The sequence below is a fragment of the Streptomyces hygroscopicus subsp. hygroscopicus genome (assembly GCF_030269125.1).
Classification (GTDB): domain Bacteria; phylum Actinomycetota; class Actinomycetes; order Streptomycetales; family Streptomycetaceae; genus Streptomyces; species Streptomyces hygroscopicus_C.
This window is the reverse complement of sequence record NZ_BSSM01000011.1, coordinates 1-12494: the sequence shown is the minus strand read 5'-3', so window position 1 is coordinate 12494 and position 12494 is coordinate 1. Positions and strand designations below refer to the sequence as shown.

The following is a 12494-nucleotide window of genomic DNA, read 5'->3' as shown; positions in this document are numbered from 1 at the left end:
TCCCTCAGGCCAGGCTGTCCTGCCACGCCTGGTGCAGGTCGGCGAACCTGCCCGCACCGGCGATGAGTTCGGCGGGCCGGCCGTCCTCGACGATGCGGCCGTCGGCCATCACCAGGACGCGGTCGGCGATCTCCACGGTGGACAGGCGGTGGGCGATGACCACGGCGGTGCGGCCGCGCAGGACGGTGGACATGGCGCGCTGGACGGCCCGTTCGCCGGGGACGTCGAGGGAGCTGGTGGCCTCGTCCAGGATGAGGACGGCCGGGTCGGCGAGCAACGCGCGGGCGAAGGCGACCAGTTGGCGCTGGCCCGCGGAGATGCGGCCGCCGCGCTTGCGCACGTCGGTGTCGTAGCCGTCGGGCAGGGTGCTGATGAACTCGTGGGCGCCGATCACCTTCGCGGCCCGCTCGATCTCCTCCCGGGAGGCGTCCGGGCGGCCGATCGCGATGTTGTCCGCGACGGTGCCGGAGAACAGGAACGCCTCCTGCGTCACCATCACCACCCCGCGCCGCAGTTCGGCCGTGGACAGGTCGCGCAGGTCCACCCCGTCGAGCAGCACGCGCCCGTCGGTGGGGTCGTAGAAGCGGGCGAGCAGCTTGGCCAGCGTGGACTTGCCCGCGCCGGTGGCGCCGACGACGGCCACGGTCTGCCCGGCCGGAAGGGTCAGGTCGAAGCGGGGCAGCACCTCGCCGCCGGTGCGGTAGGCGAAGCGGACCCCGTCGAAGGTCACCGCCCGGCCCGGGAACGCGCCGGTGGACGGCGGCAGTTCGCGCGGCTGGTCCGGCTCGGGCACGGACGGCGTCTGGGCGAGCAGTCCGGCGATCTTCTCCAGGGAGGCGGCGGCCGACTGGTAGGAGTTCAGGAACATCCCGAGCCGGTCGATCGGGTCGTACAGGCGGCGCAGGTACAGCACCGCCGCCGCCAGCACACCCAGTTCCAGCGAGCCGGACGCGACCCGGTAGGCGCCCCAGAGCACGATGCCCGCGACCGCCGTGTTGGCGACGAGCCGGGAGCCGACCACATAGCGGGCCATCTCCAGCAGCGAGTCCCCGTTGGTCCGCTCATGGGCGCGGTTCAGCTCCGCGAACGCGGCGTCGTTGGCCGCCTCCCGGCGAAAGGCGCGCACCGGGCGGATGCCGTTCATCGTCTCCACGAACTTCACGATCACCGCCGCGATGGCCGTGGACCGCGCCCGGAACACCCGTCCCGCGCGCCGCTGGTAGAGCCGGATCAGGAAGTACAGCGGCACGAAGGAGGCCACCGCCACCGCGCCGAGCCCGAGGTCCAGCCACAGCAGCAGGGCCGAGATGTAGAGGAACGACAGGACGACCGTCACCAGTTCCTGGAGTCCGTCCTCCAGGAGTTCGCGCAGCGACTCGACGTCGGTGGTGGAGCGGGAGATCAGCCGCCCGGACGTGTAGCGCTCGTGGAAGTCGATGCTCAGCGCCTGCGCGTGCCGGAAGATCCGCCCGCGCAGGTCCAGCAGCACGTCCTGGCTGACCCGGGCGGACGTCCGGACGAACGCGACCTGGAGCCCCCCGGAGAGCAGCGCGCACAGCAGATAGCCGACGCCCACCGCGATCAGCGGCCCGAACCGGTCCTCCCGGAACGCCGGTACGGCACGGTCGATGGCGTACGCCACCAGGAGCGGGCCCGCCTGCGCGGCCGCCTGCTGGAGCAGCAGCAGGGTGGTGGTGAGGACGGCGCGGGCCTTCATCGGCGCGAGCAGCGAGCGCAGCAGGGCGGCGGTGGCGCCGGGCGGGGAGGGCAGGACGTCCCGGTCGAACGGGTTGTCGGGGCTCGGGCTCGGGGCGGTCAACGGGAGTCCTCCTCGCCGGACATGAGGTGCGCGTACTCGGCGTTGGTGCGCAGCAGCTCCTGGTGCGTGCCCACGGCCGCGATCCGGCCCCCGGACAGCAGCGCCACCCGGTCGGCGAGCAGGACGGTGGACGGCCGGTGGGCCACGATCAGCGCGGTGGTGTCCGCGAGCACCCGGCGCAGCGCGGCCTCCACGGCGGCCTCCGTGTGCACGTCCAGTGCGGACAGCGGGTCGTCGAGCACCAGGAACTCCGGCCGGCCCACGACGGCCCGCGCCAGCGCGAGCCGCTGCCGCTGGCCGCCGGAGAGGCTGAGGCCCTGCTCGCCGACGCGGGTCGCGGTGCCCTCGGGGAGGGCGTGCGCGAAGTCGGCCTGCGCGATGGAGAGGGCGCGGTCGAGCTCGGCCCGGCCGGTGCCGTCCGGCGCGCCCATGAGGACGTTCTCCCCGACGGTCGTGGAGAAGAGAGTGGGTTCCTCGAAGGCGACGGCGACCTTCTCGCGCAGTTCCTCGCGGGGCATCGCGGTGATGTCGACGCCGTTCAGGGTGATGCGGCCCGAGGTGACCTCGTGGAGGCGCGGGACGAGGGCGGTCAGCGTGGTCTTGCCGCTGCCGGTGGCGCCGACGAGGGCCATGGACTCGCCGGGGCGGATGTGGAGGTCGACGCGGTCGAGGAGGGGCGGGGAGCCGGGGTCGGCGTCGGGGTAGCGGAACCGGACGCCCTCGAAGCGGAGTCCGGCGTCGGTGGCCGGGTCCGCCTGCCCGCGCTCGCGGGGCGGTGCCGCGGCCGCGTCCTCGGGCGCCTCGTCCATCGCCTCGAAGTACCGCTCGGTGGCCGTGGCCGCCTCCTGGCTCATGGCCAGGAGGAAGCCGATGGACTCGACCGGCCACCGCAACGCCAGCGCCGTACTGAGGAAGGCCACCAGCGTCCCCGCCGAGAGATCCCGGTCGGCGACCTGCACCACCCCGAGCACCAGCGCCGCCCCGATCGCCGCCTCCGGCAGCGTGACGATGACCCCCCAGATCGTGGCCAGCAGCCGCGCCTTGTGCAACTCGGTCCCGCGCAACCGCGCGGACAGGGCGCCGAACGCCCGCGCCTGGCTCCGATGCCGCCCGAACCCCTTGATGATGCGGATGCCGAGCACGCTCTCCTCGACCAGCGTCGTCAGGTCCCCCACCTGGTCCTGGGCCCGCCGCGCGACCCGCGCGTACCGCCCCTCGAAGACCACGCACGTCCACAGCACGGGCACGGCGGGCACGAGCACGACGAGTCCGAGCGTCCAGTCCTGGACGAGCATGATGACCACGCCGACGAGGATCGTGACGCCGTTGACCAGGAGGAAGGTCAGCGGAAAGGCGAGGAACATGCGCAGCAGCATCAGATCCGTGGTGCCGCGCGAGAGCAACTGCCCGGACGCCCAGCGGTCGTGGAAGGCGACGGGCAGCCGTTGCAGATGCCGGTACAGATCGGCCCGCATCTCCGCCTCGACATGCGACAGCGGCCGGGCCACGAGCCAGCGTCGTACGCCGAACAGCACCGCCTCGGCGATCCCGAGCAGCAGCAGATACAGCGCCCCGAGCCACACCCCGGCCGGGTCCCGGTCGGCGACCGGTCCGTCCACGATCCACTTCAGGACGAGCGGGATCACCAGCCCCGTGCACGAGGCGACGACCGCGACGAGGGCCGCGGTGAACAGCCGGGCGCGCACGGGCCGCACGTACGGCCACAGCCGCATCAGGCTGCGTACGGCGGATCGGTTCCTGGGGGTGGCGGGTGTCGTGGACATCAGGGGCGAGCGTACGGACCGGCGCGGACATCGCCCACCGAGTTTCGGCCCGACCCGCCTCCGCCGCTGGTCCTACGTCCCCGGGCCCCCGTCGCTCCCCGCCGTTCGCCGGTGGAGCCCCGCGGGAGGGGACCGCTGCCGCCGAGGTCTGCTCTGCGGCGGTGCACGGTAGGTGGAGGGCCTGGGGGTCGCCGCGGACGGGGGGCCGGGAGCGGCGGACACGCACGGCGGGTGGTGGTACCCGTGGCCTGGGACCCGGGGAACGCCGACGCGCGGGGAGCCGGTTCCCGAGCACCCGTGAGACCCGCTGCCCGCCGCCGATCGCGCGGGCGTGCGGCCGGCCGTGCTGGTGCGCGCCGCCCGGCGGGCCTTCGCCGGCACACCGCCGCTGAACGTGCTCGCCGCGGCGGCCTGGCTCCCCGGGCCCCGGCTGGTCGGCCGGATCACCGACGAGGTGCGAGTCGGGCGCGGTGGGCCGCCGGTCCTGGGATGCTGCCGTGCTCACCGGCCGCGCTGTTGCCGGCCCGTTGGGCGCGCCGGGCGGGCGACCGATTCGGCGAGCGGACGCGGGCCCGGGTGCGCGAGGGTCAGGTCGAGGACGTGCCGGCGCCGTCCTCCTCCGTCGTGGAGCGGGTCGGCGCCGGCGACCTGACGGCGCGTGGCACGGCGGACGTCGCCACCGCCGGCGCGACCCTGCGGGACGCGGTCCCGAGCTGCCGATCAACACCGTGCGGGGCCCCTTCGTGCGCGACGCGGTGTCCGTCCTCGGTGCCCGGGAGCACCGCGTCTTCCGCGGCACGGTCCGCGGGGACCTCCGCATCGCCGAACCCGCCGCCGGAGCCGTCCTGTGGGCCGCCCGCACGGCGGTCGGCGCCGACGCCCGGGTCCGTGAGCCGCCCGTCGGCCCGGTACCGGCGGCCACCCGACCGCCGGCTCCCAGTCCCGGCAACTCGCCGTCGGAGGTGCTGTGTTGGACGACTCCCCCGCCCGGTCCTGGACGGGGCGACCGCTCTCCCCGACCCGGCGACCGCACGCCGCGCCGAACGCGCCCTCGCCGCCGTCCCGCACGGCCGCACCGCCATCACCGGTCCGCCGGCCGCGCACCGCCCGGTCGTGCACCGGATGGCCAAATCGGCCAATGAGAGGGAAGTTCGCGGGGGCGGGATCCGGACACGTACGCCATGCCACGGACGGTCGACCGGAATCTGATGTTCTTGTAAATCACACGTCAAGAGCCTGACAACTTGCGGGAGTTGAGGGTCGCGAAGCACTCGCGCGCCACCTGTTTACACCACTGCAATGTTTCCCTGGACATCGCTTTTAGGCCAACATCACTTCAGGGTCCTGACATGTACGCGCCCGGGATGTCACTCTCTCTCCACGCCGCAAGCAGCACAGCAGCTTCACAGCGAAACACCTCCCGGCCAGTAACCCCACGCTGGTCGGCCTCCCCCACGAAGGAGCTTGCGTGAGCCCCCTCTACGCGCGTCACAAGCGCACCAGCCTGGTCATCGCCACCGCCGTCGCCGCCGGAGCCCTCGTCTCCGCCGGTCTGGCCACCAGCGCCTCGGCGGCCCCGGCCGCCGCCAAGCCCCTGGCCGCCGCGCCGACCGCGCTGTCCGCCACCGCGCACGCCTCGCTGATCAAGCAGGCGCAGGCCGACGCCTCGGAAACCGCGCAGCAGATAGGCCTCGGCGCCAAGGAGAAGCTGGTCGTCAAGGACGTCGTCAAGGACGTCGACGGCACGCTGCACACCCGCTACGAGCGCACCTACGCGGGCCTGCCGGTCCTCGGTGGCGACCTGGTCGTGCACACCGCCAAGTCCGGCAAGACCGAGGGCGTCACCAAGGCCACCAAGGCCACCATCAAGGTGGCCTCGCTCACGCCCAAGCTCACCCCGGCCGCGGCCGAGAAGCAGGCCGTGTCCGCCGCCAAGACCCTCGGCTCGGCCAAGTCCACCGCGGACGGCGCCCGCAAGGTGATCTGGGCCGGCTCCGGCAAGCCCGTCCTCGCCTACGAGACGGTCGTCGGCGGCCTCCAGGACGACGGCACCCCGAACCAGCTGCACGTCATCACCGACGCCGCCACCGGCAAGAAGCTCTTCGAGTACCAGGGCATCGAGAACGCCACCGGTACCGGCAAGACCCTGTACTCGGGCACCGTCAGCCTGGACACCACCCTGTCGGGGTCGACGTACCAGCTCACCGACGCCACCCGCGGCGGCCACAAGACCTACAACCTGGCCCACAAGACGAGCGGCACCGGCACGCTGTTCACCGACGCCGACAACATCTGGGGCACCGGCACCGCCTCCAGCTCCTCGACGGACCAGACCGCCGCCGCGGACGCCGCCTACGGCGCCCAGGAGACGTGGGACTTCTACAAGAACACCTTCGGCCGCAGCGGCATCAAGAACAACGGCGTCGGCGCCTACTCCCGCGTCCACTACGGCAACTCGTACGTGAACGCGTTCTGGGACGACAGCTGCTTCTGCATGACCTACGGCGACGGCTCCAGCAACACCCACCCGCTGACCTCGCTGGACGTGGCCGGCCACGAGATGAGCCACGGCGTCACCTCCAACACCGCGGGTCTGAACTACAGCGGCGAGTCCGGCGGTCTGAACGAGGCGACCTCCGACATCTTCGGCACGGGCGTCGAGTTCTACGCGAACAACAGCTCGGACGCCGGTGACTACCTCATCGGCGAGAAGATCAACATCAACGGCGACGGCACCCCGCTGCGCTACATGGACAAGCCCAGCAAGGACGGCGGCTCGGCGGACTACTGGTCCTCCTCCGTCGGCAGCCTGGACGTCCACTACTCGTCCGGTGTCGCCAACCACTTCTTCTACCTGCTGTCCGAGGGCAGCGGCTCGAAGACGATCAACGGGGTGACCTACAACTCCCCGACGTACAACGGCTCCACGGTCACCGGTATCGGCCGGGCCAAGGCCCTGCAGATCTGGTACAAGGCGCTGACGACGTACTTCACGTCGACCACCAACTACAAGTCGGCCCGCACGGGCACGCTGTCCGCGGCGGCCGCCCTGTACGGCTCCGGCAGCACCGAGTACAACGCGGTGGCGGCGGCCTGGTCCGCGGTCAACGTCAGCTGACGCCGGCAAGGATGTGAAGAGGGCGGCACCCGGAGCGGATCTGCTCCGGGTGCCGCCCTACCCTTGTGCCCCATGTCCTCGGCACCCTTCACCTATGAACCGGTCGGAGCGACCCGCGACGACCTGACCTTCTGCCCGCCCGGGTTCCGCCCGCTGCTGGTGCGCGCCCGCCTCGGCGAGGGCCGGAAGGTCTTCAGCCGGGCCGCCGAGGCGGTCCTCACCTGGGAGATGCACCGCGCGCTCGGCGTGGGCATCGACGCCACCGCCGACCGCGCCGCCCCCGGCGTGGACGTCACGGTCACCCTGGCCGGCCTGGTCAGGGCCCCCTGCCGCATAATCTGGTCCGCCGAGGAACCACGCCGCGCCGGCTGGGCCTACGGCACCCTCCAGGACCACCCCGAGTGCGGCGAGGAGGCCTTCCTCGTCGACCGCACCGGCGACGGCACGGTCTGGCTGACCGTCGCCGCCTTCAGCCGGCCGGCCAAGTGGTACGCCAGGGCGGCCGGCCCGGCGACGAGGGGCCTTCAGCACGCGTACGCGCGGCGGTGCGGGGCGGTGCTCAGGAGGATATGCGCGGGGTACGACACGAACTGACCGCGCACCGAGGCGCTCGGCGGCGACGGCGCCCGACCGCCCGGACGGTCAGCGCGCGAACACGAACGCGAGGACGCCCAGCCAGGCCAGGCCCACCAGCAGCGGCAGCGCGATCATGACGATGCCGGTGGGCGACTGACGCAACCAGTCGTTTCCCGCCATCTCCGCGTCCCGGCCGACGACCCGCTGCCCGCCGTGCCAGGCCAGCACCTCCTCCAGCTCCATCGCCGAGCGCTTGCGGGCGCCGAGGTAGCGGCGCCCGAAGCGCAGCATCTGGGCGAAGGACAGCGCGGACACGAGGCCGACGAAACAGATCGCCGCGGCCAGGACGCGCGCGTTGTCGGGTGACACCGAACCCTTGTCCGCGCCGAACGTGAAACCGAGCGCCGCCGCGAGACCCGCGGTGATGTACAGGAAGTTGTTCAGCTTCTGCCAGTTGGTGTTGTCCTCGTGCTTGTACAGGTCGACGGCGACCGTGTACTGCGTCTGGAGCAGCTGCTCGCGCGGCTTGCGCGCCACCCACACCATCCGCCGTCTGCCGTCCGGCGGGGTGAGCCGGGTCAGCTCGTCGAAGCCGAGCTTGCGGTGGAATGCCACCGAGGCCCCGTTGTACGGCTCGCAGACGACGGCCGCTATCACCGGGCTCCGCGTCCACCGCTCCATGACGTGGTGATAGAGCCGCGAGGCGACCCCGCCACGGGCCACCGACTGCGCGACACAGATCTGCTTGATGACGAGGAAGGCGCCCATCGTGCTCTTGATCCGGTGGTTGAGCCATTCCTCGGGCCCGATGCGCGCGTCGCTGTAGGCGAGCAGGAAGCCGACGACGTCCGTGCCCTTGACGGCCACCCAGAAGTGCTCCGCGCTGGTCAGCCGCTCACGGTAGTCGTCGATGGTGTAGTCGGAGACCAGGAATCCGTTCCGGCCGGCCTTCTCGGGGTCCGCGGGGTCGAGCCGCCAGTACTCGGCCAGCGCCACGACGGCCTCGAGATGCTCCTCCCGCGCCCGCACGATCTCGATGGTGCCGTCCGCCGCGACCATGTCTCCCCCAGCCCGTCCCGGAAACCGCTGCTCGACTCAACTTAGCGACTCCCAGTGGCAGTTGGGTCTACTTCCACCGGCCAGACCCGAACGGCCGAGCGCCCCCGGGCGCCCGGCCGCCGTACCGGACGCGCGCTACCGCAGCAGCACCCCCGCCCCCTCCCCCTGTTCCTCCGCCGGCAGCGCCACCAGGCCCGGTTCCGCCGCCGAGGCGAGCAGCCGGTGGGCCGGCAGGACGCGGATCGTGTAGCCGTAGGGGCCCGTGCGGTCGAGGGCGAGATGGCCTTCGTAGAGGCGGTGTCCGTCCAGGTCGGGGGTGCCGGCCGGTTTCAGGGGGACGACGGTGGCGTCGGTGATGCGGTCCTGCGCGTCCACGCGGCCGGACACCGCCTGGACCTCGACGTCGTCCGGGGTCAGCGCGCCGAGGCCGACCCGCACCCGCAGGCCGACCGTCGTGCCCAGTTCCGCGGTGGCCGCCGTCTCGGTCGTCTCCACGTGGTCGACGCTCACGGCGCCCCAGGCGGCGCGCACCCGCGCCTTCCACTCGGCCAGCTCCCGCGCCGCGTCCGGGACCAGCGCGCGGTGGGAGTGTGCGGCCGGAGTGTAGAGCCGTTCGACGTACTCGCGCACCATGCGGCCCGCCAGCACCCTCGGGCCGAGCAGGGCGAGGGTCTGGCGGACCATCTGGATCCAGCGGTCGGGCAGTCCGCCCCGGCCGCGCTCGTAGAAGCGCGGGGTGATCCGCTGCTCCAGCAGGTCGTACAGGGCCGCCGCCTCGATGTCGTCGCGCCGCTCGGCGTCCGTGCCGGTGCCGTCCGCCGTCGGGATGACCCAGCCGAAGTCCGGCCGGAACCACTCGTCCCACCAGCCGTCGCGCACCGAGAGGTTGAGGCAGCCGTTGAGCGCCGCCTTCATCCCGGAGGTGCCGCAGGCCTCCAGCGGGCGCAGCGGGTTGTTCAGCCAGACGTCGCAGCCGGGGTAGAGCCGCTGTGCCATCGCCATGCCGTAGTCCGGGAGGAAGACGATCCGGTGCCGCACCCGGGTGTCGTCCGCGAACCGCACCAGCTCCTGCACCAGCCGCTTCCCGCTGTCGTCGGCCGGATGCGCCTTGCCCGCCACCACGATCTGCACCGGCCGCTCGGGGTGCAGCAGCAGCTCGCGCAGCCGGTCGCGGTCGCGCAGCATCAGTGTCAGCCGTTTGTACGACGGCACGCGCCGCGCGAACCCGATGGTCAGGACGTCCGGATCGAGCACCCCGTCGATCCAGCCCAGCTCGGCGTTGCCGGCGCCCCGTTGGCGCCAGGACGCGTCGAGCCGCTCCCGCACCTCCAGCACCAGCTGTTCGCGCAGGGTGCGGCGCAGCTCCCAGATCTCCTGGTCCGGGATGTCCGCCACCGAGTCCCAGCGGTCGAAGCCGCCGACGGCGAGCGCGTCCTCGGCCCGCTGGGCGCCGATCCGCCGGGCGCCGAGCCGCAGCACTTCCGGTGCCACCCAGGTGGGCCCGTGCACCCCGTTGGTCACGGAGGTGATCGGCACCTCCTCGGCGTCGAACCCCGGCCACAGCCCCGCGAACATCTCCCGGCTGACCCTGCCGTGCAGCAGCGAGACCCCGTTGGCCCGCTGGGCGAGCCTGAGCCCCATCACGGCCATGTTGAACAGGTTCGGCTCGCCGCCCGGGTACGTCTCCATGCCGAGCGCGAGGACACGCTGGGTCTCGATGCCGGGCAGCTCGGCGTCGGGCCCGAAGTGCCGGGCGACCAGGTCCCGTTCGAAGCGGTCGATGCCGGCCGGGACCGGGGTGTGGGTGGTGAACACCGTGCCGCCGCGCACCGATTCGAGCGCGGCATCGAAGTCCAGCCCCCGCGCGCACAGTTCGGCGATCCGTTCCAGGCCGAGGAAGCCCGCGTGGCCCTCGTTGGTGTGGAACACCTCCGGCTCCGGGTGCCCGGTGAGCCGGCAGTACGTGCGCACCGCGCGGACACCTCCTATGCCGAGCAGCATCTCCTGAAGGAGCCGGTGCTCGCCGCCGCCGCCGTAGAGCCGGTCGGTGACGGAGCGTGCGCCGAGGTCGTTCTCCTCCACGTGCGAGTCGAGCAGCAGCAGCGGCACCCGGCCGACCTGCGCCAGCCAGATCCGCGCGTTCAGGGCCCGGCCGCCGGGCAGGGCGAGGGAGACCCGGGCGGGCGTCCCGCCGGCCTCCGCCAGCGGGGTGAGCGGCAGTTCGTTGGGGTCCAGCACCGGGTAGTGCTCCTGCTGCCAGCCGTCCCGGGACAGGGTCTGCCGGAAGTACCCGTGCCGGTACAGCAGACCGACCCCGATCAGCGGCACGCCGAGATCGCTGGCCGCCTTCAGATGGTCGCCGGCGAGGATGCCGAGCCCCCCGGAGTACTGCGGAAGCGCGGCCGTGATGCCGAACTCGGGGGAGAAGTAGGCCACGGCGGCGGGCAGTCCCTCGGACTGCGCCTGGTACCACCGGTCACCGGTCAGGTAGTCGTCCAGGTCGTCGGCGGCCGCGTTCAGCCGGCGCCGGAACCGCCGGTCCCCGGCCAGCTCGGCCAGCCGCGCGGGCCGCACCCGGCCGAGCAGCCGCACCGGGTCGCACCCGGCCGCACTCCACGCCTCAGGGTCGACGGACTGGAACAGATCGCGCGTTTCCGCATGCCACGACCAGCGCAGGTTGTGCGCCAGCTCACCCAAGGGCCGCAGCGGTTCGGGGAGTACGGGACGGACGGTGAACCGACGGATCGCCTTCACATGCCACCTCGGCGGGCGCGTTACGGAGTGAGACGCACGGCGGCGTACGTCTCGTCGTCCCTCTCGACGGTAGTGGTTACCGGGGCGTCGGTGGGGACGTGCCGGCGGGGGTGTCGGAGCGTGGGGAGGCGGGCCGGGGGCACTCGTACAAGTGGGCCGGTCCGGTGGGTGGACATACGCGCGAGTAGTTAACAAAGTTCCGGATTGCCCACCCGAAAAGGATGGGAAGGCTCCACCGGTACCCACCCCACGGGCACCACCCGGTACCCCCCCGCAGGACCCACCTCCCCTGGTCATCCCACGTTGACGCGGACAGGAGCGGTCATGCCCGCCACGCACCACTCGTCAGCCGCCACGCACACCTCGTCCTCACCCCCGCCGGCCGGCGCCCCCAGGGCCGCGGCGAAGAAGGCGGCGGCCCGAAAACGCGCCGGGTCCGCCGCCGGGACACCACCGGGGCGGGCCACCGCCCTCGGCCGCATCCCGGTCCTCGACGTACGCCCCGTGGTCCAGCACGGGCGCAGGCCGGCCAAGGCCGTGACCGGGGAGGCGTTCGAGGTCTCGGCCACCGTGTTCCGCGAGGGGCACGACGCGGTGGCGGCCAACGTGGTGCTGCGCGATCCCCGGGGCCGCCCCGGCCCCTGGACGCCGATGCGCGAACTGGCCCCGGGCACCGACCGCTGGGGCGCCACCGTCACCGCCGGTGAACCCGGCCGCTGGACGTATACGGTCGAGGCATGGGCCGACCCGCTCGCCACCTGGCGGCACCACGCCCGGATCAAGATCCCGGCCGGCCTCGACACCGAACTGGTCCTCGAAGAGGGCGCCCGGCTGTACGAACGTGCCGCCGCCGGGGCCCCCGCGGCACACCGGCGCGGGATCCTGGACGCGGTGGCCGTCCTCCGGGACGGGGAACGCCCCGCCGCCTGGCGGCTCGCGGAGGCGCTGTCGCCCTCCGTGCGGGAGGTCCTGGACCGTTACCCGCTACGGGAGTTGGTCACCGCCTCCGACCCGATGCCGCTGCTGGTGGAGCGGGAGCGCGCTCTCTACGGCTCCTGGTACGAGTTCTTCCCGCGCAGCGAGGGCACCGCCGAGCGGCCCCACGGCACCTTCCGCACCGCGGCCCGGCGCCTGCGGGCGATCGCGGAGATGGGCTTCGACGTCGTCTACCTCCCACCGGTCCACCCCATCGGCAGCACCTTCCGCAAGGGCCCCGACAACACCCTGACCGCGGGACCCGACGACGTCGGCGTGCCATGGGCGATCGGCTCCCCCGAGGGCGGCCACGACGCGATCCACCCGGACCTCGGCACCCTCGACGACTTCGACCACTTCGTCGACGAGGCACGCGGGTCGGGCCTGGAGATCGCCCTGGACTTCGCCC

At 72.9% G+C, this 12494-nt stretch carries 7 protein-coding genes; 3 read left to right on the top strand and 4 right to left on the bottom strand.

Features of this window, described 5'->3' with window-relative positions:
• Positions 1 to 4 precede the first annotated feature (4 nt).
• The gene (locus tag QSK45_RS23390; RefSeq protein ID WP_285559969.1) at positions 5 to 1819 is read right to left on the bottom strand and encodes an ABC transporter ATP-binding protein; all 1815 of its coding nucleotides are present in this window, start codon (positions 1817 to 1819) and stop codon (positions 5 to 7) included.
• Positions 1816 to 3603, bottom strand: a complete 1788-nt coding sequence (locus tag QSK45_RS23385; protein ID WP_285559968.1) for an ABC transporter ATP-binding protein — start codon at positions 3601 to 3603, stop codon at positions 1816 to 1818. Before QSK45_RS23385 ends, QSK45_RS23390 begins: the two co-directional genes overlap by 4 nt.
• Positions 3604 to 5071: 1468 nt before the next feature.
• On the opposite strand from QSK45_RS23385, the gene QSK45_RS23375 reads away from it, so the two are divergent.
• Together QSK45_RS23375 and QSK45_RS23370 are read left to right on the top strand one after the other, a co-directional pair.
• Entirely contained in the window at positions 5072 to 6721 is a 1650-nt protein-coding gene (locus tag QSK45_RS23375; RefSeq protein WP_285559966.1) for a M4 family metallopeptidase, read from the top strand.
• 72 nt (positions 6722 to 6793) lie between these two features.
• Positions 6794 to 7315, top strand: a complete 522-nt coding sequence (locus tag QSK45_RS23370; RefSeq protein ID WP_285559964.1) for a DUF1990 domain-containing protein — start codon at positions 6794 to 6796, stop codon at positions 7313 to 7315.
• Positions 7316 to 7363: 48 nt separating this feature from the next.
• On the opposite strand, the gene QSK45_RS23365 is transcribed toward QSK45_RS23370, so the two are convergent.
• Together QSK45_RS23365 and glgP are read right to left on the bottom strand one after the other, a co-directional pair.
• Positions 7364 to 8356: a GNAT family N-acetyltransferase gene (locus tag QSK45_RS23365; protein ID WP_285559963.1), complete on the bottom strand. Its 993-nt coding sequence runs from the start codon at positions 8354 to 8356 to the stop codon at positions 7364 to 7366.
• Between the two features lie 135 nt (positions 8357 to 8491).
• Positions 8492 to 11110, bottom strand: coding sequence for an alpha-glucan family phosphorylase (gene glgP, locus QSK45_RS23360; RefSeq protein ID WP_285559962.1), 2619 nt, complete (start codon positions 11108 to 11110; stop codon positions 8492 to 8494).
• Positions 11111 to 11434: 324 nt separating this feature from the next.
• Between glgP and QSK45_RS23355 the strand changes: the two genes are divergently transcribed.
• The coding region (locus QSK45_RS23355; RefSeq protein WP_285559960.1) for a maltotransferase domain-containing protein at positions 11435 to 12494 on the top strand (1060 nt) is incomplete at its 3' end.